Raw genomic sequence first — 24,839 nt, forward strand, 5'->3', positions numbered from 1 at the left:
GCCGGATGCGATGCCCTTACTGCGGGGGCCTCGACACCCAGGTCAAGGACTCGCGTCCGGTCGACGACGCCGCCGCCATAAGGCGGCGGCGCATCTGTCCCGACTGCGGCGGCCGTTTCACGACCTTCGAGCGCGTGCAGTTGCGCGAGCTCGCCGTCGTCAAGAAATCGGGTCGGCGCGCTCCGTTCGACCGCGACAAGCTGATGCGCTCGATCGAGGTCGCGCTGCGCAAGCGGCCGGTCGATCCCGAGCGCGTGGAGCGCATGGTCAACGGCATCGTGCGCCAGCTCGAAAGCCAGGGCGAAGCTGAAATTCCGAGCCATCAGATCGGCGAGCTGGCGATGGAGGGGCTGCGCGGCCTCGACGACGTCGCCTACGTCCGCTTCGCCTCGGTCTACCGCGACTTCCGCGAGGCGCGCGACTTCAGCGCCGTCGTCGACGAGCTTGGCGTCGGCGGCGACGACGAGGCGGGGCAGGCGTCGGCGAGCCCGCCGAAGAAGCCGTGACGCAAGGCGCCGCGACGCAGGACGAGGCCGACGCCGACGCGCGCTTCATGAGCGCGGCGATCGCGCTCGCGCGCCGCGGGCTCGGCGTCTGCGCTCCCAATCCGGCGGTCGGCGCGCTCATCGTCAGGGACGGCGTCATTCTCGCGCGCGGCTGGACCCAGCCGGGCGGGCGCCCGCACGCCGAGACGGAGGCGCTCGCCCGCCTTTCCGAAGCCGACCGGGCCGACGAGGCGCGCGGAGCGACGCTCTATGTCACGCTCGAGCCCTGCAGCCACCATGGCCGCACGCCGCCCTGCGCGCAGGCGGTGATCGAGGCCGGCGTCTCGCGCGTGGTCGCGGCGCTGCGCGACCCCGACCCGCGCGTCGGCGGGCGCGGCTTCGCCATGCTGCGCGCCGCCGGGCTGGAGACGCGCGAAGGCGTCTGCGAGACGCAGGCGCTGCGCGCCAATCTCGGCCATGTGCTGCGCGTGACGCGGAACCGCCCGATGGTCACGCTGAAGCTCGCCATGACCGCCGACGGCTTCGCCGCGGCGCGCGGGGGGCCGCGGCTGATGATCACGGGCGACGAGGCTAACCGCGCCGCGCACATGATGCGCGCGCTGCACGACGCGATCCTGATCGGCGCCGGGACCGCGCGCGCCGACGATCCCCTGCTCACCGTGCGCCTGCCGGGACTCGAGGGCCGCCGCCCGCTGCGCGTCGTCCTCGATCCGCGCCTGACCCTTTCGCCGGCCTCGCGGCTGGCGCAGGACGCCCGCGCCGCGCCCGTGCTGGTCATCGCCGGCGAGGATGCGAGCCATGAGTCCGCGGCGCGGCTAGAGGCGCTGGGAGTCGAGGTCGCCTGCGCGCCGGCCGACGGCGAAGGGCGCGTCGATCCGCGCGACGCGCTGGCGCTCCTGGCTGCGCGCGGCGTGACGCGGCTGTTCTGCGAGGGCGGCCCGGCGCTCGCCGAATCCCTGCTCGCCGCCGACGTCGTCGACGAGCTCGTCCTGCTGAAAAGCCCGCGCCGGCTCGACGCGCCGGGGCTTTTGGCCCTTCGCCCCGAACGGCTGGCGGCGCTTGACGCGGGAGCCGTCTGTGAGAAGACGGACGCGGCGCGGGTCGGCGACGATCAGCTGATCCGCTATTCGAGGATTCTGTAGCCCCATGTTCACAGGCATCGTCACCGACGTCGGGCGCGTCCTGAGCGTCGAGGAGCGCGGCGCGCTGCGGCGCATGCGCGTCGCCTGCGCCTACGCGCCGGACACGATCGCGCTCGGCGCCTCGATCGCCTGCTCCGGCCCCTGCCTGACGGTGGTCGCGCGCGGACCGGAAGGAGAGGGCGCCTGGTTCGAGGTCGACGTCGGCGCCGAGACGCTCGACAAGACCAGCGCCGGCGCATGGCGCGAAGGGACGCGGCTCAACCTCGAGCGGGCGCTGAAGATCGGCGACGAGCTTGGCGGCCACATCGTCACCGGCCATGTCGACGCGGTGGCGCGCATCGAGAAGGTCGAGCCGTTCGACGGCATGAGCCGCTTCTCGATCCGCGTCCCGCGCGAATTCGCCCGCTTCGTCGCGCCGAAGGGCTCGGTCGCGCTGGACGGAACCTCGCTCACGGTCAACGACGTCGACGGCGAGGCTTTTTCCGTCCTGCTCATCCCGCACACGCTCGAGGTCACGACCTGGGGCGAGCGGAAGGAGGGCGACCCGCTCAACTTCGAGGTCGACCTGATGGCCCGCTACGCGGCGCGGCTGGCGCAGACCCCGGCCTGAGGGGCGAGGCTCAGACCTCGAGCGCGGAGACGACCAGCTCCTTGCAGCGCAGCAGGCGGGCGTATTCGTCGGCGTCGACCAGAATTTTCGACGCGCGGCCCGTGCGCCGCGACTCGCAGGCCGCCTTGGCCGCGCGCAGGGCCGCTTCGAGCCGGACCGCGCGCGCCCGCGCGCGCTCGAGCGGCATTTCCGCCGCGGCGGCGCGGCTCCTTTCGGCCTCCGGGGCGGGCTGGCGGCCCTGCGCTGGAGGCGGCGCGGCGCGCGAGGGCGCCACGCGCTCCTTCTTGCCGAAATCATATTCGATGATCATGACGGCTTCCGTTCGGGCGGAGCGGCGGCGGCGACATTATGTCGCAGCCGGGAAGGCGCCAATCTGGCGCGGCTCGCGAAATCGCGCAAGCCGCATTCGCCGCCGCGCCCGCGGAGCGGCGCTTGGTCAATGCATGTCGTGCATATCGCGCATGTCGCGCATGCCGTCGTGGCGGCGCGCCGCCTCCTGCTGCGCGGCGGAGATCGGCTCGACCATGAAGTTCACGACGACGGCGCCGGCCTTCTCGAAGGCGAGGGTCGCGGGAAAGCTCTCGCCTTCCTTGAGCGGCCGCTTCAGCCCCTCGAACATCACGTGATAGCCGCCGGGCTGCAGCGTCGCCCCGCCCTTCGCCGGGACGGCGAGCCCGTCGGGGACGAGACGCATCTTCCGCACGCCCGCCTCCTCGACGGACTGGTGCAGCGACACGTGATCGGCGATCTCCGAGCTGACGGAGACGAGCCGGTCGGGCGTCTCGCCGGCATTGTTGAGGGTCATGTATCCCGCCGTCACGCGCGCCCCGGCCGGCGTCGCGCGCGCCCAAGGATGCTCGATCGCGATCGCGCCCTGCTTCAGCTCATGGGCGAGCGCGGGCGAAAGCGCCGCGAAGCCGGCGATGAGAGCGGCGGCGAAACGGGTCTTGAACATCATGAACGGAGCTCCGGCTGTCTGTGCGGCGCGAGCGAACCACGCGTTCAGGGCGCGCGCAAGGCGGCGATGAGGTCCGCCGCCGCCTCCATCTCGCGCCAGCGCCGCGCCCGCGCCGCGAGCGCCTCGTCGTCGGCGCCCCAGCGCGCCATCTCGAAATCCTCGTCGACATGGGCGGCGGTCCAGGCGTCCGCCGCGCTCATCGTGCCCCGCTCGACGGCGAAGGCGAGCACGGCCGACCCGGTGAGCGTCGTCATGACGTGCAACGCGGCGAGCGAGAAGGCGCCGCCGGCCTCCGGGCGCGCGGCGGCGCGCGCCGCCTCGACGAGGGCCGCGCGCGCCGCCTCCGGCTGCTCCACGAAAGCGATCCCGCGGGCGACGACGAGCTCCGCGCCGAGCTCGCGCGCGGCGAAATCGAGCGCGACGTCCCAGGCCGCGGCCTCGGCGCGCTCGAGCGCCTCGGGCCCCGCCGCGCGGTAGCAGATGAGGTCGGAGGCGCCGTAGCGGGCGATCTCCGCGGCGACCGCCTCGATCTCGCGCGCGACGCCGTCGATCGCCGAGTTGACGATGCGCGTCAGCGGCATCTGCGCCGGATCGACGATCTCGCTCTGGCGCTCCCATTCCGCCGCAAGCGCCTGCGCCGCCGCCAGCGTCGGCAGCGCGATCCTGTTGCGCGCCGGGGTGCGCGCGGGCCGCCCGTCGAGCGCGAGCTCGAAGCCTTCGGCGCAGGCCTGCGCGCCGGCCGCCTTATAGAAGCGGCGCGGCAGCGATTTGGCGAGGTCCCGGCGCGCCAGCGCGAAAGGGTCGATCTCGCCGAGCGGCGCGGCGAGCGCGGCGTCGAGGTCCTGGCGCAGCGCCGGACGCGTTTCGCCGTCTTTCGGTTTTTCGTCTTCGGTCATGGGACGAGAAGTGCCCCAGTTCTTCTCGCCCCGCAACGTCGGCGCCGCCCGAACGCCGCTTTGCAAGAACGGAGCGTGATGCCAAAGTCATACGATCGGGGCGGCGGTCGCCCCGGCGCGGGAGTTGACCAAAGGCTCATGACCCGACAGGAAAAATCTCTCTACATGACCGTGCTGATGACGCCGGATCTCGCCAATTTCTCCGGCCATGTGCACGGCGGCGCCGTCCTCAAGCTGCTCGACCAGGTCGCCTACGCCTGCGCCGCGCGCTACTGCAAGACCTATGTCGTGACCGTATCGCTCGATCAGGTGATCTTCCGCGAGCCGATCAAGGTCGGCGAGCTCGTGACCTTCAGCGCCAACGTCAATTACGTCGGCAAGAGCTCCATGGAGGTCGGCGTCAAGGTGACGGCGGAGCACATCGCCGACGGCGCCAAGCGTCACGTCGTGTCCTGCTACTTCACCATGGTTTCGCTCGGGAAGGACGGCAAGCCGGCCGCCGCGCCGCCGCTGCAGCTCGAGAGCGAGACGGAGCGGCGCCTGTTCGACGCCGGCAAGATGCGCAAGGAGATGCGCCAGGAGATCACGGCGCGCAACAAGGCGTTGCACGTCGGCATGCCGGATCGATAGGCGCCGTCAGGGCGTTGGCGTCCCCGCGGGCGCGCCGTCCTGCGTCGCGCGCGCGACGGCGGCTCCGAACTCCTTCAGCGCCTGGCGCAGGACCTCGTTCTCCTCGCGCTCGGCCGTCCCGCGCGCCTGCCCGCCCTGCGCGAGGCGGGCGGCCTGCGCGCGAAGGGCTGCGAGCTCCGCGCGCGCGTCCGCCAGCTCGCGACCGCGAGCCTGCGCGAGCTCGTCGGCGCCATGCAGCGCGAGATGGGCGCCGGCGCGCTCGGCCTGCGTCTCGGCGAGGAGGCGGCGCAGCTCGGCGATCGTCGCCTCGCGCGCCGCGCCCTCGCCCTCCAGCCGGGCGCAGGATTCGCGCAGGGCCGCGAGCTCCATGGCGCGACGTCCGAGCTCGATCATGTCGGCGCCGCGGCGCGCCGTCAGCCGGTCCGCCGCCTGTTCGAGCGCGCGGCGCTCGACCGCGAAGCGGGCGCGCAACGCGTCGCGGCCGGCGGAGATCTCCTCCATCGACAGGGGCGTCGTCAGCTCGAGCCGGCGCCGCGACAGGCGCAGGGCGCGCCGCCAGAACGCCGGCGCGACCGCGAGCGCGACAAGCCCCGCGAGCGCGACGCCGAGGGCGAAGGCCATCGCCTGTTCGATCACGGCTCACCTCGTCCATCTCGCCTGCGTCCGCGCCCCTGCGGGCGCAAGCCCCGCGCCGACGACAGGGAAAACAAACCCCGGCGCGGAATGCAATGGCGCGCGGGCGCGGCGCCTGTTTGGAAGGCGTCGCGCGGCCGCATTGCTCAACTTTTCGGCGACAGCGCCGCGTCTATGACGTGGATGACGCCATTTTTCTGGATCGCGTCCGACGTTATGACGCGCGCGCGGGCGCCGCGCGCGTCGACGAGCTCGAGGCGCACGCCGGTCCAGCGCACGCTCAGCTCCTCGCCGTCGAGCGTCCTGAGCCGCGCCTCGCCGCCTCCGGCCTTGACGGCTTCGTAGAGCTTCTGCGCGGTGAGCCGTCCCGGCGCCACATGGTAGGCGGCGATCCTGCGCGCGGCCTGCGGCGTCTGCGGATCGAAGGCGGCCTCGCCGAGGAGCCGCGCGACCTCCTTGGGGGCGCCGTCGAAGGCGCGGTCGGTCGGCGCGAACAGGGTGTAGGGGCCCGGCGCGGCGAGCGTCTCGGCGAGGCTCGCGCTTCCGAGCAGGGCGGCGATCCTGGTCAGATCCTTCGCGCCGGCGAGATTTTCCGGAATCGTCCGCGAGGCGGTCATGACGCCGCCGCCGGCCTCGAGCGAAAGCTCGAACTTCTCCGGGACGGGCGCGGGCGCCGGCGTCTCCTGCGCCGGCGTCTCCTGCTTCGGCGCTTCCTGCTTTGGCGTTTCCTGCGCGCGCGCCGCGGGAGCCGGCGCGGCGAGCGCAAGAACGGCGAGCGCAAGAACGGCCAGCGGCCTCATCTTCTGCACGGGCCTTCAGCGCGCGGCGAGGACGGCGGGCCGCGCCGTCTCCGGCGCCGCGCCGCGCGAGGCCGCCGCCGCGACGACGACGCCCGCGAGGAGGGCGATCGCGCCGAGCCGGGCGGCCTGGCCGGGCGAGACGCCGGCGGCGCCGCGCCGGGCGCTGGAGAGGAAAGCGAGCGAAGACGAGCGGGGGGCGAGAAAGCGCAAGGGGTCGATCGACATCGGCGGAGCTCCTCGTTGGCGTGACGGGCGCGACAAGACTCGACGATTAAAGTTTACATCCTGTTAACCATGCGCCGGCGCGGCCGGCGCAAATCGGCGGATCGAACCTCGCGCGGCGGCGTTTTCAGCGTGGAAAGCGCATCTCGTCGGGCGGCGAAACGGCTCGTTCCGACAGGGCCCGCCTCGGTCGTCCGGCGGTTGCGGAGGCCGGGGCGTGGTCTAGGATGGAGGAGCCCGCCGAGCTCATGGTATGTGAAATGCTTGGCGAAGCGCGCCGCGCGACGTCCGCGCAGGCATGATCTCAGCGGGAGCGCGACATTGGCGGACGGCTGTTTCGATGAAATGACCGTGGCGGGCGGCGACGTGCGCGCCGTCTACGCAAAGATCGCGCGATGGCTCGACTCGACGCCCGTCGAGCAGCTGGCCGCGCGGCGCGCCCAGGCGGAGCTTCTGTTCCGCCGCATCGGCATCACCTTCGCCGTCTATGGCGAGAAGGACGCCGGCGAGCGGCTCATTCCCTTCGACATCATTCCCCGGGTGATGACGCGCCTGGAATGGACGCGCCTCGAGGCGGGGCTCCTGCAGCGCGTCAAGGCGCTCAACGCCTTCCTCCGCGACATCTACGGCGGGCAGGAGATCCTCAGGGCGGGCAAGATCCCGCGCGACATCGTGCTCGAGAATCCCGAGTTCCGTCCGCAGATGGTCGGACGGCCGGTGCCATACGACATCTACGTGCATATCGCCGGCATCGACGTCGTGCGCACCGGCGAGGAGGATTTCTACGTCCTCGAGGACAACGTCCGCACGCCGTCCGGCGTGTCCTACATGCTGGAGAACCGCGAGGTGATGGTGCGGCTGATGCCGGACCTCTTCGCCGAGCACCGCGTCGCTCCGGTCGAGAACTATCCCGACGTTCTGCTCGCCGCGCTGCGCTCCGTCGCGCCCGAGAGCGCCGGCGGGCAGCCGACGGTCGCGCTGCTCACCCCCGGCCGCTTCAACTCCGCCTATTACGAGCACTCCTTCCTCGCCGACAAGCTCGGCGTCGAGCTCGTCGAGGGCCGCGACCTGTTCGTCGACGCCGACGCGCTGTACATGCGCACGACGCAGGGGCCGAAGCGGATCGACGTGCTCTATCGCCGCATCGACGACAATTTTCTCGACCCGGAGGCGTTCAACCCCGAATCGGTGCTCGGCGTGCCGGGCCTGATGCGCGCCTATCATGCGGGCAATGTGACGCTCGCCAACGCGGTCGGCACCGGCGTCGCCGACGACAAGGCGATCTACACCTACATGCCGGAGATCGTCGAATTCTACCTCGGCGAAAAGGCCCTTCTGAAGAACGTGCCGACCTGGCGCTGCCGCGAGCCCGACGCGCTGCGCCACGTGCTCGAGCATCTGCCCGAGCTCGTCGTCAAGGAGGTCAACGGCTCGGGCGGCTACGGCATGCTGGTCGGCCCGCGCGCGACGAAGGCGCAGGTCGAGGCCTTCGCCGCCAAGCTCGCCAGGACGCCGCAGAACTTCATCGCCCAGCCGACGCTCGCCCTGTCGACGACGCCGACCTTCTTCGACACCGGCGTCGCGCCGCGCCATGTCGACCTGCGGCCCTTCGTGCTGACCGGAACCAACGGCGTCAAGGTGGTGCCGGGCGGCCTCACCCGCGTCGCGATGATCGAGAACTCCCTCGTCGTCAATTCGAGCCAGGGCGGCGGCACCAAGGACACCTGGGTCATCGACGACGCGCCGTTCGACCCCTCCCGCTCGTTCCAGAGCCAGACCCAGTCGCAGTCCAACGGCTCGCAAAGCCAGAGCCAGAGCCAAAGCCAGGCCTGACCGCAGGCCGGCTCCCGCCCCGACGAACGTCCGCCTCAACGCCGGCGCCGCGCAGGCGCCGGACCTCCACGGAGGCCTCAGGCCAGCCCATGCTTTCCCGCACCGCCGACCATCTCTACTGGCTCGCCCGCTACGTCGAGCGCGCCGATTTCCTCGCCCGCATCGTCGAGGCGACGCAGCGCCTCTCCGCCTTGCCGACCAGCTACTCGGGCACCGGCACCGAGTGGGAGAGCGCGCTCGAGTCCTCGGGCGCCGCAGCCGGCTTCCGCGAGACGCGCGGCGCGGCCGAGGAGCAGAGCGTCGTCGAATATCTGACCTTCGCCGCCGACAATCCGTCCTCGATCAGGAACTGCATCGAGCTCGCGCGCACCAACGCGCGCGCGGTGCGCACGGCGCTCACGGTCGAGATGTGGGACGCGATCAACGGCGCCTGGATCGAGCTCAAGCGGTTCGAGGCGAACCACGCGACGCGCGGCTTCTACGACCGGCGCGAACTTTCGCGCTTCCTCGAATTCGTCAAGAAGACCTCGCTCGACTACGACGGCTCGTCCTATCGCACCATGCTGCGCAGCGACGGCTTCTGGTTCTCGCGCCTCGGCCTCTACGTCGAGCGCGCCGACAACACGGCGCGCATTCTCGACGTGAAATATCACGTGCTGCTGCCCGAGGACGAATCGGTCGGCGGCTCGCTCGACTATTTCCAGTGGACGGCGATCCTGCGCGCGGTGTCGGCGCTCACCGCCTATCACTGGGTCTACCGCGACAACGTGAAGCCGTGGCTGATCGCCGACCTGCTCATCCTGAAGCTCGAGATGCCGCGCTCGCTGATCGCCTGCTACGACAACATCGTCTATTTCCTCGACGCCATCGCCAAGGCCTACGGCAAGATCGGCCCGGCCCAGAAGCAGGCGCACGCCATCATGCAGCGGCTCGAGGGCGCGACGACGGCCGAGATCTTCAAGATCGGCCTGCACGAATTCCTGACCTCCTTCGTGCAGGACAACGATCGCCTCGGCTCGACCATCAGCGAGCAATATCTGCAATACTGACGCGGCGGCGCAAAAGCCGGCGCGGCGCGCCCTTGCGCGGAGGGGGGCGCAGGTCTATATTCGCCATCGTAATATTCTCATAACGTTCCTATCCTGACGGATGAGCGTCGTATCGAGAGTGGGCCCATCCGGACCCGCTCTTTTTTATTGCCCGCTCAGGGCGGAAAGGCCGCAGTGTCGCAGGAGCCGGGTCTCGATCTCGCCGCGTCGGGTGCGCTCGACGGCCTCGACGAGCCGCGCCTCGTCGTCGAGACGGGGACGGCGGCGCGCGTCGGCCATGTCGCCGCGCCCGTCCTCGCCGATCTCGGCTACCGGCTGGTGCGGGTGAAGATCTCCGGCCAGGACGGCATGACGGTGCAGATCATGGCCGAGCGGCCCGACGGCTCGATGACCATCGACGATTGCGAGGCGGCGAGCGCGGCGCTGTCGCCGGCGCTCGACGTCGAGGACGTGGTGCGCCAGGCCTATCGGCTCGAGGTGTCCTCGCCCGGCGTCGACCGGCCGCTGGTGCGCGTCTCCGACTTCCGGCGCGCCCTCGGGCAGGAGGCGCGCGTCGAGCTGCGCCAGGGCCTTGGCGGACGCAAGCGCTTCCGCGGCCGCCTCGAAGCGGTCGAAGGCGAAGGCCGCGAGGCGGCCGTCGTCGTGGCGCGCGAGGACGCGGGGCCGGACGAGGATCCCCATCCGCGCCTGCCGCTCGACGATCTCGCCGAGGCCAAGCTCGTCCTGACCGAGACGCTCATCCGCGCCGCGCTGCGCGCCGCCAAGGCGCAGGAGGAGGGCGACGGCGCGCCGCCGGCGGGCGAGGGGCAGGAGAGCGCGGCGCCCGCGCGCGGCCCCGGCCGCTTCGCCGCCCGCAACGCGCGCAAGCAGGCGTCCGCGCAAAAACCCAAGCCGGCGCTGCCGGCGGGAGTGAGGACGCAGTTCAAGCAGACCAAACAGGGCCGGCCGTCCGGGCCGCCCGCCGCAAGGCCCGCGCCCAAACAGGAGAGTTAAGGACATGGCCGTCAGCGCCAACAGGCTCGAGCTTCTGCAGATCGCCGACGCGGTCGCGCGCGAGAAATCGATCGACCGGCAGATCGTCCTGTCCTCGATGGAGGACGCGATCCAGAAGGCCGCGCGCTCGCGCTACGGCCAGGAGACCGAGGTGCGCGCCGAGATCAACCCGCGCACCGGCGAGATCCGCTTCTCGCGCCTGTTGCTCGTCGTCGACGAGATCGAGAACGACGCCGTCCACATCACGCTCGATGAGGCGCGCAAGAAGAACCCGGCCGCGCAGGTCGGCGACTGGATCGCCGAGACGCTGCCGCCCTTCGACTTCGGCCGCATCGCGGCGCAGTCGGCGAAGCAGGTGATCGTGCAAAAGGTGCGCGAGGCCGAGCGCGACCGCCAGTACGAGGAATACAAGGACCGCATCGGCGACATCGTCAACGGCGTCGTCAAGCGCGTCGAATACGGCAACGTCATCATCGACCTCGGCCGCGGCGAGGCGACCATCCGCCGCGACGAGATGATTCCGCGCGAAACCTTCCGTCCGGGCGACCGCGCGCGGGCCTATGTCTACGACGTGCGGCGCGAGCAGCGCGGGCCGCAGATCTTCCTGTCGCGCACCCATCCGCAATTCATGGCCAAGCTGTTCCAGCAGGAAGTGCCGGAGATCTACGACAACATCATCACGGTGAAGGCGGTCGCCCGCGACCCCGGATCCCGCGCGAAAATCGCCGTCGTCTCGCGCGACAGCTCGATCGATCCGGTCGGCGCCTGCGTCGGCATGCGCGGCTCGCGCGTGCAGGCGGTGGTCAACGAGCTGCAGGGCGAGAAGATCGACATCATTCCCTGGTCGGCCGACGCCGCGACCTTCATCGTCAACGCGCTGCAGCCGGCCGAAGTGGTCAAGGTCGTGCTCGACGAGGACTCCGCGCGCATTGAAGTCGTCGTGCCGGACGACCAGCTCTCGCTTGCGATCGGGCGGCGCGGCCAGAACGTGCGCCTCGCCTCGCAGCTCACCGGCTGGGACATCGACATCCTGACCGAGGCCGAGGAGTCCGAGCGCCGGCAGAAGGAGTTCGTCGAGCGCACCAACGCCTTCATGGCGGCGCTCGACGTCGACGAGGTGGTCGGCCAGCTGCTCGCCTCGGAGGGCTTCCGCTCGGTCGAGGAGCTCGCCTTCGTCGAGCCCGCCGAGCTCGCCTCGATCGAGGGCTTCGACGAAGACACCGCCGCCGAGATTCAGGCGCGCGCCAACGACTATCTCGCCCGCATCGAGGCCGAGCAGGACGAGCGCCGCCGCGAGCTCGGCGTCGAGGACGAATTGCGCGAGGTCGCCGGAGTCACCACGGCGATGCTCGTCAAGTTCGGCGAGAACGAGGTCAAGACCGTCGAGGATCTCGCCGGCTGCGCCACCGACGACCTCGTCGGCTGGACGGAGCGCAAGGAGGGGGAGACGATCCGCCATCCGGGCTATCTCGACGGCTTCGAGCTGACGCGCGAGGAGGCCGAGACGATGATCATGACGGCGCGGCTGCACGCCGGCTGGATCGACGAGCTGCCGCAGCCGGCGCCCGTCGAGGAGGCCGCCGCCGAAGACGCGGCGCAGGGCTAAAGGCGCAAGGGCCGCGGCGAAGCCGCGGGCGGAACGGAGGCGCGCGCTGCACGAGGACGTCTACGACGAGCCCGAGACCGGACCCGAGCGCACCTGCGTCGTGACCCGCCGCAAGGGACGCCCCGAGGAGATGATCCGCTTCGTCCTCGGGCCGGGCGACGTCGTCGTGCCTGACCTGCGGCGCAAGCTGCCCGGCCGCGGGGTGTGGGTGAGCGCCAGGGCGTCGGCGGTCGCCGAGGCGGCGCGCCGCCAGCTTTTCGCGCGGGGCTTCCGCCGCAAGGCGACCGCCTCGCCGGCGCTCGCCGAGGAGGTCGACGCGCTGCTCGCGCGCGACGCGCTGCAGTTCCTGTCGCTCGCCAACAAGGCGGGGCAGGTGGCGTCCGGCTTCGGCAAGGTCGCCGAAGCGGTGGAGGGCGGGACGGCGCTCGGCGTGCTTCATGCGCGCGACGGCGCCGCTGACGGAGCGCGCAAGCTCGGACAGGTCCTGAGACGAAGCGCGCGAGACGAAAAAGTGCGAAGTCCGCTTGAACTCTTCCTATCTGGGGAATTGGATTTGGCGCTCGGGCGGTCTAATGTGATACATGCCGCCGTGCTGACCGGTTCCGCCGGCGCGGCCTGCCTCGACCGGCTCCGCCGGCTTGAGGCTTTTCGCGCAGGCGCCTCGCGCGAAGGCGGGGCTCCAGACGGCGCGCCGGAAGGGCGGCCGCACATGGAGCCTGAAGATCAGATCGGAGGGAGCGCTTGACCTGCGCCGCCTTCCGCGAAATCCATGGCGGCTCGCCCGGTCCGAAACCGGCGGCCGCGCATCGGGAGCGTTTTTTGATTCGCCTGGCCGGCGCCGTTCTGCCGCGGCCGGGCTGACGTCTACTCATCACGCAGGACGCGGCTGATCCTCACGACGCATGCCTTTAGAGAGCTGCGAGGGGAGCCGCACACGCAGCTGCCGCAACCGTCCCGCGATGGTTTCGGCGCCGGCGTTCGTCGCCGGTTGGAATGGATCTGGAACGGGCGAAAGCCTCCGGGAACGCAAGACTTATGAGTGAAACGAAAAATCCTGGCGACCACACGCTGAGCGTTGCTCCGACGAAGACCCTCTCGCTCAAGAGGCCGGTCGAGGCTGGCGTCGTGCGTCAGAGTTTTTCGCATGGGCGCAGCAAGGCCGTCGTCGTCGAAAAGGTGAAGCGCCGCGCCGTCGGCGAGCCGCATGCGCCGCATCCGGCGCCCCATGCGCCGCGCGAGCCGGCGGCCGCCGAGACCGCCGCGCCGGCGCAGACGCAGGCCGCCGCGCCAAGGCCCGCCGCCCGCGCTCCGGCGCCCGCGCGCGCGCCTGCGGCGCCGGCGTCCCGCTCCGGCGCGCCGCAGCGCGCCGCCTCCGGCGTCATCCTGCGCTCCCTGACCGAGGAGGAGCGCGAGGCCCGCTCGCGCGCCCTCGAGGGCGCGCATGAGCGCGAGGTCGAAGCGCGCCGCCGCGCCGAGGCCGAAGCCAGGGCGCGCGAGGAGCGCGAGGCGCGCGAGCGCGAGGAGCGCGCCGCCGCCGAGGCCCGCAAGAAGGAGGAGGAGGCGCGCCGCCTCGCCGAGGCCGAATCGAAGCGCCGCTCCGAGCAGGAGGCGCAGCGTCGCCTCGCCGGCGGCGAGCCCGCCCCGGCCCCCGCCGCCTCCGCCCGCCGCGTCCCCGCCGGCGCCTCCGCGGCGCCGACGCCGCAGGCTGGCGCCCCCGTCGCGGCGCGTCCCGCGGCGGAAGAGCATAGAAGCGTCCCCCGCCGTCCGGCCGCTCCGCCGCCGAAGGTCGTCGTCGCGCGCCCGGTCAAGGGCGCCGAGCAGAAGAACCGCGGCCGCCTCACCGTGGCCAGCGCGACCGGCGACAATGAGGAGCGCACGCGCTCGATCGCCGCCTTCCGCCGCCGCACGCAGCGGCTCAAGGGTCATGTCAGCGAGACGAAGGAGAGGCTTTCGCGCGAAGTCGTGCTGCCCGAGACGATCACCATCCAGGAGCTCGCCAACCGCATGTCGGAGCGGGCCGTCGACGTGATCAAGCTCATGATGAAGCAGGGTCAGATGGCCAAGATCACCGACGTGATCGACGCCGACACCGCCCAGCTCATCGCCGAGGAGCTCGGCCACACGGTCAAGCGCGTCGCCGAGTCGGATGTCGAGGAGGGCCTGTTCGACCAGCCCGACTCCGAGGAGCATCTCGTTCCGCGCCCGCCGGTCGTGACCATCATGGGCCACGTCGACCACGGCAAGACCTCGCTGCTCGACGCGCTGCGCCACGCCAACGTCGTCTCCGGCGAGGCGGGCGGCATCACCCAGCACATCGGCGCCTACCAGATCGTCGCGAGCAACGGCCTGCCAATCACCTTCATCGACACCCCCGGCCACGCCGCCTTCACGGCGATGCGCGCGCGCGGCGCCAAGGTGACCGACATCGTCGTCCTCGTCGTCGCCGCCGACGACGGCGTGATGCCGCAGACGGCCGAGGCGATCGCCCACGCCAAGGCGGCGGGCGTGCCGATCATCGTGGCGATCAACAAGATCGACAAGCCGGACTCCAAGCCCGAGCGCGTGCGCAGCGAACTGCTGCAATACGAGGTTCAGGTCGAATCGCTCGGCGGCGAGACCCTCGAGGTCGAGGTGTCGGCGACGAAGAAGATCAACCTCGACAAGCTGATCGACCTCATCGCCCTGCAGGCCGAGCTTCTCGACCTCAAGTCCAATCCCGACCGCCCGGCCGAAGGCACGGTGATCGAGGCGCGCCTCGACAGGGGCCGCGGCCCGGTCGCCACCGTGCTCGTGCAGCGCGGCGCGCTGAAGGTCGGCGACCTCATCGTCGGCGGCTCGCAGTGGGGCAAGGTGCGCGCGCTGATCGACGACAAGGGCGCGGCCGTGCACGAGGCCGGCCCTTCGACGCCGGTCGAGGTGCTCGGCTTCTCCGGCTCGCCGGAGGCGGGCGACCGCGTCGGCGTCGTCGAGAGCGAGGCGCGGGCGCGCGAGATCGCCGCGTACCGCGACCGCCAGAAGAAGGAGGCGGCCGCCGCGCGCGGCAACCTCGCGCGCAGCTCGCTCGTCGACATGATGAGCCAGCTCAAGAGCGCCGGCCGCAAGGAGTTCCCGATCGTCGTCAAGGGCGACGTGCAGGGCTCGGTCGAGGCGATCGTGGCGACGCTCGAGAAGCTCAACACCGACGAGGTGGCGGCCCGCATCATCCATGCGGGCGTCGGCGGCATCACCGAATCCGACGTCACGCTGGCGACGGCCTCGGGCGCGGCGCTGATCGGCTTCAACGTGCGCGCGCACAAGGAGGCGCGCAACGCGGCCGAGCAGGCCGGCGTCGAGATCCGCTACTACAACATCATCTACAATCTCGTGGACGACGTGAAGGCGGCGCTGTCGGGCATGCTTTCGCCGACGCTGCGCGAGGAGATGCTCGGCAACGCCGAGATCCTCGAGATCTTCCACATCTCGAAGGTCGGCAAGGTGGCGGGCTGCCGCGTCACCGACGGCCGCGTCGAGCGCGGCGCCAATGTCCGGCTCATCCGCGACAACGTGGTGGTGCACGAGGGCAAGCTCTCGACGCTCAAGCGCTTCAAGGACGAGGTCAAGGAGGTCGTCGCCGGACAGGAGTGCGGCATGGCCTTCGAGAGCTACCAGGACATGCGCGCCGGCGACGTGATCGAGTGCTACCGCGTCGAGGAGATCCAGCGCACGCTGTGAGGCGGGCGCCGGAGGCGGATATGGCTTCGCGGGAGGCGGGGAAAGGCGCGGCTTTGGGTCTTCCCTCCGCCCTCGCCGCGTGGAGCCGCCCTTCGCGGACGCGACCTGCGTCGGCGGTTCCCGCCGGGCGGACATCGGAGAAGCCCGAAGAATTCGTGCGGACGATCTGGGAAACAAGACGCTCTGTCGCCAGTTGAAAGAAAAAGGGCGCAGGACGGGATAGGGCGTCCTGCGGCGCGAGGCCGAAGCAAGGCCCGAAGAGCGGCGGTCGGCGCGATCTGCCGCCCGATTGAGTTTGAAGGCGGAGAACCGCCCGAAGAGGAGCGCTGAAGCAGCGCCGGAGTTCTTGAAAAGTGTCCAGAGTCCATCATCAGCAGGGCGGAGCGCCCTCGCAGAGAATGCTGCGCGTCGGCGAACTCGTGCGCCACGCCATGTCCGAGCTTTTGACCCGCGGCGAGATCGACGATCCCGCCCTTGAGGGCCGCGTCGTCACCGTGCCCGACGTGCGCATGAGCCCGGACCTCAAGCTCGCCACCGTCTACGTCATGCCGCTCGGCGGCGAGCGCGTCGACGAGGTGCTGGCCGCGCTGGAGCGCCACAAGAAGTTCCTGCGCGGCGAGATCGCCCAGCGCGTGCATCTGCGCTTTTCCCCCGACGTGCGCTTCAAGCCGGACCGCAGCTTCGAGTACGGCGGCAGGATCGACGCGCTGCTCAATTCGCCCGCCGTGCGCCGCGATCTCGAGTCGACGCATGACGAAGAGGAGGCGGACGACGCCGACGGCTTCGACGGCTCCAAGGCGGATGGGCGCGCATGAGCGCGCCACGTTCGAACCGGCGCGACATCGACGGCTGGGTGGTGCTCGACAAGCCGGTGGGCATGACCTCGACCCACGCCGTCTCGCGCCTGAAGCGCCTCTTCAACGCCAGGAAGGCCGGCCACGCCGGCACGCTCGACCCGCTCGCCTCCGGCGTGCTGCCGGTCGCCTTCGGCGAGGCGACCAAGACCGTCCCGTTCGTGCAGGACGGCGAGAAAGCCTATCGCTTCACTGTGCGCTTCGGCGCCGAGACCGATACGGACGATTCGGACGGGCGCGTCGTCGCCCGCTCCGACGCGCAGCCCGCGCGCGAGGACGTGCTGCGCTTCCTGCCGAATTTCGTCGGCGTGATCGAGCAGACGCCGCCGGCCTATTCGGCGATCAAGATCAACGGCGAGCGCGCGTACGACATCGCCCGCGACGGCGAGACGGTCGAGCTCGCCGCGCGCCTGGTGACGATCCACGCCCTTGAGCTCGTGAGCTTTTCGGGCGCGGAGGCGACCTTCGAGACGCGCTGCGGCAAGGGCACCTATGTGCGCGCCATCGCCCGCGACCTCGGGCGCCTCATCGGCTGCTTCGGCCATGTCTGCGCGCTGCGCCGCACGCGCGTCGGCCCCTTCTCCGAGGCCGACGCCGTGACGCTCGCCTCGCTCGAGGAGGACGCCGCGCAGGCGATGCGCCGCGTCGAGGCGGGGCTCATGGAGCTGCCGCGGGTGAGCGTCGACCGCGACGCGGCGGCGCGCCTGCGGCGCGGCCAGTCGATCCTGCTGCGCGGCGCCGACGCGCCGGCCGAGGGCTCGGCCTACGCCGCCTGCGGCGGGGTGGTCATCGCCGTCGGCGCGGTGGAGCGCGGCGAGCTGGTGCCGGGCCGCGTCTTCAACCTGCCGTTCTAGCCTCGCCAGCCGCGAGGCGGGCCCGCGCAAGCTTCGTCCGCTACGCCGTCGTAAGGTGGACGGAGGCGGCGGCATGGACGGATGGGACGCGGGCGCGGCGGCGCAGGAGGCGGAAGGCGCCGACGGCGCCGGGGCGGAGGACGCGGCTCTCACGCTGGCGCAGGAGCTCCTGCGGGCCGGCCGGCTCGCGGACGCGCAGGACGCCTATATGCGCCTTCTGGCGCGCGTTCCCGGCCATCCGCAGGCGCTGCATCATCTCGGATTGATCGCGCATCGACGCGGCGCGCACGAGGACGCCGCCGGGTTCATCGCCCGCGCGATCGCCGGGCGTCCCGCCTATGTCGAGGCGCTGTCCAATCTCGCCGCCGTCTTTCGCGCCCTGAAGCGTCCGGATGACGCGCTCAAGGCCGCCGGGCGGGCGCTGGCGATCGACCCGGGCTTCGCGCAGGCGCACTCGAACCAAGGCGCGGCGCTCGAGGACATGGGGCGGCTCGAAGACGCGCTCGCCGCCTACCGCTGCGCCGGCGCGCTCAATCCCGGTTTCGTCGAGGCCTTCGCCAACGCCGCCAACGCGCTGCGCAAGCTCGGCCGCCTCGAGGAGGCGCTCGCGGTCTGCGCGCAGGCCGCGAGCGCGCGGCCCGACGCGGCCGAGCCGCATTACGCGCAGGGCCGCGCGCTGAAGGACCTCGGTCGCCTCGACGACGCGATCGAAGCCTTCCGCCGCGCGCTCGCCCTGCGCCCGGACTTCGTCGAGGCGCGCGTCGCTCTCGGCAACGCGCTGCAGGCGCGCGGCGCCTGTGAGGATGCCGCTGCGGCCTATCGCGCCGCGCTCGTCGTCGCGCCTGGCCTCGCCGACGCGCACGCCAATCTCGGCGCGGCGCTGGAGCAGCTCGGCCGCCTCGACGAGGCGATGGCCTGCTACGCCCGCGCGATTGATCTCGACCCTTCGTTTTTGCGCGTGAAAATCTGGCTGCATCACAAGCGCCGCATCCTGTGCGACTGGAGCGGGATCGAAGCTGAAGAGGCCGAGTTGCTTCGTCTCATCGACGCGCCGGGCGTCGAGGCCGATCCCTTCGCCTTGCTCAGCATGGCGACGAGCCCGGCGCAGCAGCTGCGCGCGGCGAAGGCCGCATCAAAGGCGATCAAATCACGCAAGATCGACTTCGGGCCGCGCCCCGCGCCGCATCCCGCCGGCAAGCTGCGCGTCGGCTTCCTCTCCAATGATTTCGGCCGTCACGCCACCGCGCTTCTCGCCGCGCAGCTCTTCGAGCTGATCGACCGCTCGCGCTTCGAGCTTTTCGCCTATTCGCATGGGCGGGACGACCGCAGCGCCATGAGCGCGCGGCTGCGCGCCGCCTTCGACGCGTTCGTCGACATCTGCGACCTCAGCGACGAGGACGCGGCGCGGCGCGTCCACGCCGACGGGATCGAAATCCTCATCGACCTCAAGGGCCACACCAATGGCGCGCGGCTCGCCATTCTGGCGACGCGCCCCGCTCCGGCGCAGGCCAGCTTCCTTGGATTTCCGGGAACGACGGGCGCCGATTTCATCGACTACGCCGTCGCCGACGCCGTCGTCGCGCCGCGCGCGCGGGCTGACGACTTCAGCGAGAAGCTCGTTCACCTGCCGCATTGCTACCAGCCGAACGACGCGACGCGCCCGATCGCCGAGGCCGCGCCGACGCGCGCCGAGTGCGGCCTGCCCGAGCGCGGCTTCGTGTTCTGCTGCTTCAACAACAGCTACAAGCTGACGCCGGCGTTCTTCGACATCTGGATGCGCCTGCTCAAGGCGCGGCCCGACAGCGTGCTGTGGCTCGTCGAGTCGAACGCGCGGGCGCGCGACAATCTGCGCGGGCAGGCGCAAAGGCGCGGCGTCGCGCCGGAACGCCTCGTCTTCGCGCAAAAGCTCGCCTCGTCCGAACATCTCGCCCGCCACCGGCTCGCCGACCTGTTTCTCGACACGCTGCCCTATGGCGCGCACACCACCGCGAGCGACGCGCTGTGGGCCGGCCTGCCGGTGCTGACCTGCCTTGGCGAGACCTTCGCCGGCCGCGCGGCGGCGAGCCTCGTCTACGCCGTCGGCCTGCCGGAGATGGTCGCGTCCTCGCTCGCCGACTACGAGCGTCGGGCGCTCGAGCTCTCCGCCGGGGAGGGCGGCGAACTGCGCGCGATCCGCGAAAAGCTCGCCGCCGCGCGGCTTCGCGCGCCGCTGTTCGACGCGCCGCGCTACGCCCGCGCCTTCGAGAGCGCCCTCCTCGCCATGTGGGAGGTTCACGCCGCCGGGGAGCCGCCGCGCGCGCTCGCAGTCACTGACGCGTCAGACCCCGCGCCTGCGCCCGCGCGGCTGAAGCGCGTCCCCTACGACGCCTGCCCGCTGTGCGGCTGCTCCGACGCGCCGCAGGTTCTGGGCGCCGACTGCACGCGCCACGCCCTCTATCAGCCGGCGCTGCCGCCGATCATGGAATGGCGCGAGTGCGCCGGCTGCGGCCACGTCTTCACCGATGGCTGGTTCGACGCGGCGGCCTGCGAGATGATCTTCTCGAAGATCCATCCGGGCCAGACGGTCGGCTACGACATGGAGCGCCAGCGCCTCGTTTCCGCGCGCATGGTCGAACGCGTCGCGCGCCGCGTCGCCTCCGGGCGCTGGCTCGACGTCGGCTTCGGCTCGGGCTCGCTGCTGTTCACGGCGCAGGAATGGGGCTTCGTCCCGGTCGGAATCGACCTGCGGGCGAAAAATGTCGAAACGCTCGCCTCGCTCGGGATCGAATCGCGCCGCGCCCTGATCGAGGAACTGGAGGGCGAGGCGACGTTCGACGTCGTCAGCATGGCCGACGTGCTCGAGCACATGCCGTTTCCGCGCAAGGGGCTCGACGCCGCGCGAAAACTGCTGCGGCCGGGCGGCGCGCTGTTCGCCTCGATGCCCAACATGGACAGCATGCTCTGGCGCCTGCTGCACGCCAACGGCGTCAATCCCTATTGGGGCGAGATCGAGCACTACCATAATTTTTCGCGCGAGCGTCTTTACGCGCTCCTGCGCGAGCATGGCTTTACGCCCGTCGACTACGCCGTCAGCGAGCGCTACCGCGCCTGCATGGAGGTGATCGCGCTGCGCGGGTAGAAATGAACGCCAGGCGCGGTCAGGCGGCGCGTCGCCGGCGCGCCTCGCCGACTTACGCGCGCGAAGCGTCTGTCAATTCGGCGATGAGATCGTCGGCGTGACGGAGGCGTCGGCAGAGCTCCCGGTTGATGTTCAGCAGCACCATCACATAGGCGTGAACGTCCGCCTTGTAATACGCGTAGAGGTTTCGGGCCGTGAGCTCGTACAGCACGGTCGGGCTTTCCGCGACGACGGCGGCCGACCTGTTCTGCATTTCGATGAGCGTCATTTCGCCGAAAAAATCGCCGGGGCCGAGACCCGCCATGCGAACGACGCGCCCGGAATGCCCCAGCTTGCCCACCGCAAGCTCGCCGGAATGAACGATATACATCGAGCGTCCCGGCTCTCCTTCCGATACGACGGCGGCGCCGGCGTCGAACCGGCGCTCGACCAGCATCGAGATCAGGAGATCGAGGCTTGCGTCCGACAGGCCGCCGAAGAAAGGCGTGGCGATCAGGAATGCTTTCAGATCAGGCGAGCTGACAGCCATGAGACCGATCTTCTTCCGCTCCCGGAGCCTTGAGGCATCCTAGCATCTTGGGGCGGCGGCGCGCATAATTCCAGCGGCCGGGCGCGAGGCGCCGGCGGTCAAAGGAGGCGCCACGGCTTACCGTCGCCGCGCGGTCTCGACGACGAACTCCCGGCGCGCGGCGGATGACTGCTTCCAGGCGAGCGGCGTCCAGCCCTTCGGGTTCGCGCCGCTCGCGGTTCGCGCCCTATTTCGCTGGAGCGGGTCCGGTGACCATGTCTAGCGCCTCTTTCAGCCCCTTCGGCGAAATCTGCGTCGAAAGCTTCTCGCCGCCGGCGTTGGTGATGGTGAGCCTGGCCGATTCGCGCGAGGCGCGGAACGTCTCCACCTGCTCCGACGTAAGGTCGAGGTCGGACAGGCAGGCGGAGTTGAGGCAAGACTTGAACGGAAGGGTGAAGGACGTCTTGCCGCCGTCGGCGGCGATCTCGACGCCGGGCGCTAGCGTGAGGTTGGCCTTGACGATGGCGACGAGCCGCACCGGCTGGCCCTTGCCTTCGGCGTAGAAGGCGACGCGCGCGACGGGCTCGGGCTGGGCGTCGACGGAGAGGCTGATGTCGGCCTCGCATTGTTGCCTCTCCGCGGACGGCGCGGCGTTGCAGATCGCCACCCAGTCGCCGAGCTGCGTGCGCGCGGCGGGGACGGCGGAGGGGTCGGACGCGGCTTCCTCGGCGAGGCAGGGCGCTGCGACGAGGATGGCGAGAAGGGAAAGCGTCGAAGCAAGGCGCATGGGGCGTTCCGGAACTTTTCTTCAAGGTTTGGAGCGGGCGGGCCCGCCGAGCCGGCCTTAGAGCATGTTTCGCCGCCCGGCGCGAAATAAATTCCGTTAATCTTCCTTGGCGCGCCGGCCGAAATCGGGCGCCGCCGTCTCCTGACCGAGGTCGATGATGCCGCGCCTGATCGCCCGCGTGCGCGTGAACAGCGTCTCGAGCCCCTCGCCGTCGCCGCGCCTGATCATCCGCTGCAGCGCGGTCAGGTCCTCGGTGAAGCGCCCGAGCATCTCCAGCACGGCGTCCTTGTTGGCGAGGAAGATGTCTCGCCACATCACCGGATCGGAGGCGGCGATGCGGGTGAAGTCGCGGAAGCCGCCGGCCGAGAACTTGATGACCTCCGCGCGGGCTGAGTCCTCGAGGTCGGACGCCGTGCCGACGATGTTGTAGGCGATGAGATGCGGCACGTGGCTGGTGATCGCCAGCACCAGGTCATGATGGGCGGGCGCCATGGTCTCGACATGCGCGCCCGCGCCCTCCCAGAACCGCGTCATCCGCGCCACCGCCTGCGCGTCCGCGCCCTCGGGCGGAGTCAGGATCGTCCAGCGGTTGCGAAAGAGCGTGGCGAAGCCCGCGTCCGGGCCGGACTGCTCGGTGCCCGCCACCGGATGTCCGGGCACGACATGGACATGCGCCGGCAGCGCCTCGCCGAGATCGGCGGCGACCGAGGCCTTCACCGAGCCGACGTCGGAGACGATCGCTCCCGGCTTCAGATGCGGCGCCATTTCGGCCGCGATCTTCGCCATCGCCCCGACCGGCGCGCAAAGCATGACGAGGTCGGCGCCCTCGACCGCCTCGGCGAGGCTTTCGGGAACGACGTCGGCGAGCCCGATCTCGCGCGCCCGCGTTCGCACGTCCGCGCTCGCGTCATAGGCGACGACGGCGCGCGCGAGCCCCTTGCGGCGCATGACATGCGCGAGCGAGGAGCCGATCAGCCCGACGCCGATGATCGCCGCCCGCTCGAAGATCGGCTCCTCGAGCGCCGCCCCCAGACCGTCCGGCATGTCTCAGGCCTTCGCGCGCAGCTTCGAGAAATCGCGCAGCGCCGTGACGACGAGCTCGTTGGCCTCGGCCGAGCCGACGGTGAGGCGCAGGCTGCGCGGCAGGCCGTAGGCGCCGACGGCGCGCAGGATGAGCCCGCGCGCGGTCAGGAAGGCGTCGGCGTCCGCGGCCTCCTGCGGCGAGGAAAAGCCGATCAGCAGGAAATTTCCGGCCGAAGGCGCCACGTCGAAGCCGAGCGCGGCGATCTCGCCCGCAAGCCGCGCGCGCCACAGGTCGTTGTGGGCGACGGCGGCGGCGATATGCGCTTCGTCCTCCAGGGAGGCGACGCCGGCGGCGAGCGCCGCGCCGTTGACGTTGAAGGGCGGCCGGATGCGGTTCAGCGCATCGCAGACGTGTCCGGGCGCGTAGCACCAGCCGAGCCGCAGCGCCGCGAGTCCGTGGATCTTCGAGAAGGTGCGGGTCACGACGACGTTCTCGCGCGCGCCGGCGAGGGCGAGGCCGTCGTCGTAATCCGTCTGCGTGGCGTATTCGGCGTAGGCCGCGTCGATCACGAACAGGGTTCGCGGCGGCAGCGCGTCGGCGAGGCGTTCGACCTCGCGCTTCGGCAGATAGGAGCCGGTCGGATTGTTGGGGTTGGCGAGGAAGACGATCTTCGTGCGCGGCGAAACGCGCGCGAGAATCGCGTCGACGTCGGCCGTCAGGTTCTTTTCAGGCGCGACGACGGGCGTCGCGCCGGCGGCGAGGATGGCGATCTTGTAGACGAGGAAGCCATGCTCGGTGAACAGCCCCTCGTCGCCCGGACGCAGATAGGCGGCGGCGAGAAGGTGCAGGATTTCATCCGAGCCCGAGCCGCAGACGACGCGCGCCGGATCGAGCCCATGCTTGCGGGCAATCGCCTCGCGCAGCGCGTTCGCCGCGCCGTCGGGATAGGCCTCGAGCGCGTCGCCCGCCGCGCGGAACGCCTCTTTCGCTTTGGGAGACGGGCCGAGCGGCGTCTCGTTCGAGGAGAGCTTGTGGATCTTCGCGACGCCGGGCGCCGAGCTCTTGCCCGGCACGTAAGGGTCGATGGCGAAGACGGAAGGGTTCGGGATCGGCCGCGCGGCGGCCTCGGGCTTGGTCATGGCTTTCAATGGGCTCCGGAACTCTATTGCGCCGCGGAGACGAAGGGCGCGGGATCGCGCTGCGCCTGCGCCGCCTCGCAGCGCGCGGCGTGGCCGCCGATCTCGGCGAGCGCGCCTTGAGGAACGCCGAGCGCGCGGGCGAGGGCCGACTTGTCGAGGGCGCCGGGCGCGCAGACGAGAAGCGCGCCGTCCTCGCCGCGCGCCAGAATCTCGGCGCCGGCCGCCTTCGCGCGGGCGGCGTCGGGCGCCTCGGCGCCGGCGCAGTCGACGTCATAGACGACGTTGTCGCGCACGGCCGCCTCCTTGAGCGGGCGGGCGACGACGAAGAGCGGCAGGCCGGCGGGATGGTCGGGCCGTTCGACGAAGGGCAGGCGGGCGATGATTTTCGGCGCGTCGGAGGCGCGCAGCGCCCGCCAGCCTCCGTCGCGGGCGCCGACCGGAATGAGGCCGAGGTCGCCGCGCGAGGCGGCGACGGCGGCGATCACCGCCGCGGCGTCCGTCTCGGGGACATAAGGCACGGTGAAGCCGAAGTGAAAGCGGCAGCAGTCGCGCATCTGCGCGTCCCCGGCGCTGACGTCGGCGTGCACGGCGTAGGGCGACTGCACGTAGGTGAAGGTCGAGATGATGATGCGCCAGATGCTCTCGACGGTGTCGAGCGGCAGATGGCCCGTGTGGCGCGAGACGAGGGCGCGCATCATGTCGGCCTCGCGGCCGGGCCGGAAAGCGGAGGCGCCCTCGACCGCGCCGGTCTGCCGCGCCTTGGCCTCGATCAGCCGGTCGATGATCTCGCCGCGCGCGATGAGCAGCCGGTGCATCTGCGAGTCGATGCAGTCGATCTCGACGCGAAGGTCCGCGAGCGTCTCGAGGCGGGCGGGATGGGTCATTGCGGGCTCGCTAGCGCGGCGGACTCGGAGCGGCGATGCGATGTCTTAACGCAAACGCTTCTCTTAAGCCATGTGAAGCGCG

Annotated in this window: 24 protein-coding genes; 13 read left to right on the forward strand and 11 right to left on the reverse strand. The window is 71.1% G+C overall.

All coding sequences use genetic code 11. The annotated features are described in order from the left end of the window. Window positions 1-5 precede the first annotated feature (5 nt). Genes nrdR through ACE3OG_RS02765 form a run of 3 tightly spaced genes read left to right on the forward strand, consistent with a single transcriptional unit; the run spans window position 6 to window position 2,258 of the window. Window positions 6-506 (forward strand): transcriptional regulator NrdR, encoded by a 501-nt coding sequence (gene nrdR, locus ACE3OG_RS02755; protein ID WP_374305902.1) that lies wholly within the window; start codon window positions 6-8, stop codon window positions 504-506. 47 nt (window positions 507-553) lie between these two features. Beyond that, a complete protein-coding gene (ribD, locus tag ACE3OG_RS02760; RefSeq protein ID WP_374306074.1) occupies window positions 554-1,648 on the forward strand; it encodes a bifunctional diaminohydroxyphosphoribosylaminopyrimidine deaminase/5-amino-6-(5-phosphoribosylamino)uracil reductase RibD in 1,095 nt (364 codons plus the stop codon). A 4-nt stretch (window positions 1,649-1,652) separates the two neighbouring features. Further along, window positions 1,653-2,258, forward strand: coding sequence for a riboflavin synthase (locus ACE3OG_RS02765; RefSeq protein ID WP_374305905.1), 606 nt, complete (start codon window positions 1,653-1,655; stop codon window positions 2,256-2,258). 10 nt (window positions 2,259-2,268) lie between these two features. Here ACE3OG_RS02765 and ACE3OG_RS02770 read toward each other — a convergent pair whose 3' ends face one another. The 3 genes from ACE3OG_RS02770 to ACE3OG_RS02780 form a co-directional block, all read right to left on the reverse strand. Continuing rightward, on the reverse strand, window positions 2,269-2,568 hold the full coding sequence (locus ACE3OG_RS02770) for a hypothetical protein (protein ID WP_374305907.1): 300 nt from the start codon (window positions 2,566-2,568) through the stop codon (window positions 2,269-2,271). 126 nt (window positions 2,569-2,694) lie between these two features. After that, window positions 2,695-3,216 carry a copper chaperone PCu(A)C gene (locus ACE3OG_RS02775; protein WP_374305909.1) on the reverse strand — a complete coding sequence of 174 codons (522 nt, stop codon included), beginning with the start codon at window positions 3,214-3,216 and terminating at the stop codon, window positions 2,695-2,697. A 44-nt stretch (window positions 3,217-3,260) separates the two neighbouring features. Then, entirely contained in the window at window positions 3,261-4,112 is an 852-nt protein-coding gene (locus ACE3OG_RS02780) for an ATP12 family protein (protein ID WP_374305911.1), read from the reverse strand. 138 nt (window positions 4,113-4,250) lie between these two features. Here ACE3OG_RS02780 and ACE3OG_RS02785 point away from each other — a divergent pair, with 138 nt between their 5' ends. After that, complete coding sequence (locus ACE3OG_RS02785; protein WP_374305912.1) at window positions 4,251-4,742, forward strand: acyl-CoA thioesterase; 492 nt, start codon at window positions 4,251-4,253, stop codon at window positions 4,740-4,742. Between the two features lie 6 nt (window positions 4,743-4,748). Here the strand turns inward: ACE3OG_RS02785 and ACE3OG_RS02790 are convergent, their stop codons facing one another. The 3 genes from ACE3OG_RS02790 to ACE3OG_RS02800 all read right to left on the reverse strand — a co-directional run bounded on the left by ACE3OG_RS02790 (window position 4,749) and on the right by ACE3OG_RS02800 (window position 6,400). After that, the gene (locus ACE3OG_RS02790; RefSeq protein ID WP_374305914.1) at window positions 4,749-5,378 is read right to left on the reverse strand and encodes a hypothetical protein; all 630 of its coding nucleotides are present in this window, start codon (window positions 5,376-5,378) and stop codon (window positions 4,749-4,751) included. Window positions 5,379-5,521: 143 nt separating this feature from the next. Further along, window positions 5,522-6,175 carry a fasciclin domain-containing protein gene (locus ACE3OG_RS02795; RefSeq protein ID WP_374305915.1) on the reverse strand — a complete coding sequence of 218 codons (654 nt, stop codon included), beginning with the start codon at window positions 6,173-6,175 and terminating at the stop codon, window positions 5,522-5,524. Between the two features lie 15 nt (window positions 6,176-6,190). Beyond that, the gene (locus ACE3OG_RS02800; protein WP_374305916.1) at window positions 6,191-6,400 is read right to left on the reverse strand and encodes a hypothetical protein; all 210 of its coding nucleotides are present in this window, start codon (window positions 6,398-6,400) and stop codon (window positions 6,191-6,193) included. A 342-nt stretch (window positions 6,401-6,742) separates the two neighbouring features. On the opposite strand from ACE3OG_RS02800, the gene ACE3OG_RS02805 reads away from it, so the two are divergent. The 9 genes from ACE3OG_RS02805 to ACE3OG_RS02845 all read left to right on the forward strand — a co-directional run bounded on the left by ACE3OG_RS02805 (window position 6,743) and on the right by ACE3OG_RS02845 (window position 20,415). After that, a complete protein-coding gene (locus tag ACE3OG_RS02805; protein ID WP_374306076.1) occupies window positions 6,743-8,230 on the forward strand; it encodes a circularly permuted type 2 ATP-grasp protein in 1,488 nt (495 codons plus the stop codon). A gap of 89 nt (window positions 8,231-8,319) precedes the next feature. Further along, window positions 8,320-9,279, forward strand: coding sequence for an alpha-E domain-containing protein (locus ACE3OG_RS02810; RefSeq protein WP_374305918.1), 960 nt, complete (start codon window positions 8,320-8,322; stop codon window positions 9,277-9,279). 174 nt (window positions 9,280-9,453) lie between these two features. Then, complete coding sequence (gene rimP, locus ACE3OG_RS02815; protein WP_374305921.1) at window positions 9,454-10,272, forward strand: ribosome maturation factor RimP; 819 nt, start codon at window positions 9,454-9,456, stop codon at window positions 10,270-10,272. A 4-nt stretch (window positions 10,273-10,276) separates the two neighbouring features. Continuing rightward, window positions 10,277-11,878, forward strand: a complete 1,602-nt coding sequence (gene nusA, locus ACE3OG_RS02820) for a transcription termination factor NusA (RefSeq protein WP_374305923.1) — start codon at window positions 10,277-10,279, stop codon at window positions 11,876-11,878. Between the two features lie 46 nt (window positions 11,879-11,924). Beyond that, window positions 11,925-12,623 (forward strand): RNA-binding protein, encoded by a 699-nt coding sequence (locus ACE3OG_RS02825; protein WP_374306078.1) that lies wholly within the window; start codon window positions 11,925-11,927, stop codon window positions 12,621-12,623. Between the two features lie 290 nt (window positions 12,624-12,913). Beyond that, complete coding sequence (infB, locus tag ACE3OG_RS02830; RefSeq protein WP_374305925.1) at window positions 12,914-15,589, forward strand: translation initiation factor IF-2; 2,676 nt, start codon at window positions 12,914-12,916, stop codon at window positions 15,587-15,589. Between the two features lie 398 nt (window positions 15,590-15,987). Beyond that, window positions 15,988-16,404, forward strand: a complete 417-nt coding sequence (gene rbfA, locus ACE3OG_RS02835) for a 30S ribosome-binding factor RbfA (RefSeq protein WP_374306079.1) — start codon at window positions 15,988-15,990, stop codon at window positions 16,402-16,404. Next, window positions 16,401-17,297: a tRNA pseudouridine(55) synthase TruB gene (truB, locus tag ACE3OG_RS02840; RefSeq protein ID WP_374305926.1), complete on the forward strand. Its 897-nt coding sequence runs from the start codon at window positions 16,401-16,403 to the stop codon at window positions 17,295-17,297. The genes rbfA and truB overlap by 4 nt, the downstream gene beginning before the upstream one ends. Window positions 17,298-17,370: 73 nt before the next feature. Continuing rightward, entirely contained in the window at window positions 17,371-20,415 is a 3,045-nt protein-coding gene (locus ACE3OG_RS02845) for a tetratricopeptide repeat protein (protein ID WP_374305928.1), read from the forward strand. Window positions 20,416-20,467: 52 nt separating this feature from the next. Here ACE3OG_RS02845 and ACE3OG_RS02850 read toward each other — a convergent pair whose 3' ends face one another. From ACE3OG_RS02850 to ACE3OG_RS02870, 5 genes are all read right to left on the reverse strand, one after another. Continuing rightward, window positions 20,468-20,944 (reverse strand): Crp/Fnr family transcriptional regulator, encoded by a 477-nt coding sequence (locus ACE3OG_RS02850; protein ID WP_374305930.1) that lies wholly within the window; start codon window positions 20,942-20,944, stop codon window positions 20,468-20,470. A 226-nt stretch (window positions 20,945-21,170) separates the two neighbouring features. Then, window positions 21,171-21,710 (reverse strand): invasion associated locus B family protein, encoded by a 540-nt coding sequence (locus tag ACE3OG_RS02855; protein WP_374305932.1) that lies wholly within the window; start codon window positions 21,708-21,710, stop codon window positions 21,171-21,173. Window positions 21,711-21,806: 96 nt separating this feature from the next. Next, window positions 21,807-22,754, reverse strand: a complete 948-nt coding sequence (locus ACE3OG_RS02860; RefSeq protein ID WP_374305933.1) for a prephenate/arogenate dehydrogenase family protein — start codon at window positions 22,752-22,754, stop codon at window positions 21,807-21,809. A gap of 3 nt (window positions 22,755-22,757) precedes the next feature. Next, window positions 22,758-23,873 (reverse strand): histidinol-phosphate transaminase, encoded by a 1,116-nt coding sequence (hisC, locus tag ACE3OG_RS02865; RefSeq protein WP_374305934.1) that lies wholly within the window; start codon window positions 23,871-23,873, stop codon window positions 22,758-22,760. A gap of 23 nt (window positions 23,874-23,896) precedes the next feature. Continuing rightward, on the reverse strand, window positions 23,897-24,757 hold the full coding sequence (locus ACE3OG_RS02870) for a chorismate mutase (RefSeq protein WP_374305936.1): 861 nt from the start codon (window positions 24,755-24,757) through the stop codon (window positions 23,897-23,899). Window positions 24,758-24,839: the final 82 nt, after the last annotated feature.

It is taken from the genome of Methylocella sp., from assembly GCF_041905455.1.
Classification (GTDB): Bacteria; Pseudomonadota; Alphaproteobacteria; order Rhizobiales; family Beijerinckiaceae; genus Methylocapsa.

Excerpts from the sequence above, each read along its gene's own strand:
- ACE3OG_RS02765 (WP_374305905.1), top strand. The coding sequence starts at position 1,653 with ATGTTCACAGGCATCGTCACCGACGTCGGGCGCGTCCTGAGCGTCGAG.
- ACE3OG_RS02795 (WP_374305915.1), bottom strand. The coding sequence starts at position 6,175 with ATGAGGCCGCTGGCCGTTCTTGCGCTCGCCGTTCTTGCGCTCGCCGCG.
- ACE3OG_RS02775 (WP_374305909.1), bottom strand. The coding sequence starts at position 3,216 with ATGATGTTCAAGACCCGTTTCGCCGCCGCTCTCATCGCCGGCTTCGCG.
- nrdR (WP_374305902.1), top strand. The coding sequence starts at position 6 with ATGCGATGCCCTTACTGCGGGGGCCTCGACACCCAGGTCAAGGACTCG.
- truB (WP_374305926.1), top strand. The coding sequence starts at position 16,401 with ATGAGCGCGCCACGTTCGAACCGGCGCGACATCGACGGCTGGGTGGTG.
- ACE3OG_RS02850 (WP_374305930.1), bottom strand. The coding sequence starts at position 20,944 with ATGGCTGTCAGCTCGCCTGATCTGAAAGCATTCCTGATCGCCACGCCT.
- ACE3OG_RS02780 (WP_374305911.1), bottom strand. The coding sequence starts at position 4,112 with ATGACCGAAGACGAAAAACCGAAAGACGGCGAAACGCGTCCGGCGCTG.
- ACE3OG_RS02855 (WP_374305932.1), bottom strand. The coding sequence starts at position 21,710 with ATGCGCCTTGCTTCGACGCTTTCCCTTCTCGCCATCCTCGTCGCAGCG.
- ACE3OG_RS02870 (WP_374305936.1), bottom strand. The coding sequence starts at position 24,757 with ATGACCCATCCCGCCCGCCTCGAGACGCTCGCGGACCTTCGCGTCGAG.
- ACE3OG_RS02805 (WP_374306076.1), top strand. The coding sequence starts at position 6,743 with ATGACCGTGGCGGGCGGCGACGTGCGCGCCGTCTACGCAAAGATCGCG.
- infB (WP_374305925.1), top strand. The coding sequence starts at position 12,914 with ATGAGTGAAACGAAAAATCCTGGCGACCACACGCTGAGCGTTGCTCCG.
- rbfA (WP_374306079.1), top strand. The coding sequence starts at position 15,988 with ATGCTGCGCGTCGGCGAACTCGTGCGCCACGCCATGTCCGAGCTTTTG.
- ACE3OG_RS02845 (WP_374305928.1), top strand. The coding sequence starts at position 17,371 with ATGGACGGATGGGACGCGGGCGCGGCGGCGCAGGAGGCGGAAGGCGCC.
- ACE3OG_RS02860 (WP_374305933.1), bottom strand. The coding sequence starts at position 22,754 with ATGCCGGACGGTCTGGGGGCGGCGCTCGAGGAGCCGATCTTCGAGCGG.
- hisC (WP_374305934.1), bottom strand. The coding sequence starts at position 23,873 with ATGACCAAGCCCGAGGCCGCCGCGCGGCCGATCCCGAACCCTTCCGTC.
- ACE3OG_RS02770 (WP_374305907.1), bottom strand. The coding sequence starts at position 2,568 with ATGATCATCGAATATGATTTCGGCAAGAAGGAGCGCGTGGCGCCCTCG.
- ACE3OG_RS02785 (WP_374305912.1), top strand. The coding sequence starts at position 4,251 with ATGACCCGACAGGAAAAATCTCTCTACATGACCGTGCTGATGACGCCG.
- ribD (WP_374306074.1), top strand. The coding sequence starts at position 554 with ATGAGCGCGGCGATCGCGCTCGCGCGCCGCGGGCTCGGCGTCTGCGCT.
- nusA (WP_374305923.1), top strand. The coding sequence starts at position 10,277 with ATGGCCGTCAGCGCCAACAGGCTCGAGCTTCTGCAGATCGCCGACGCG.
- ACE3OG_RS02800 (WP_374305916.1), bottom strand. The coding sequence starts at position 6,400 with ATGTCGATCGACCCCTTGCGCTTTCTCGCCCCCCGCTCGTCTTCGCTC.
- ACE3OG_RS02810 (WP_374305918.1), top strand. The coding sequence starts at position 8,320 with ATGCTTTCCCGCACCGCCGACCATCTCTACTGGCTCGCCCGCTACGTC.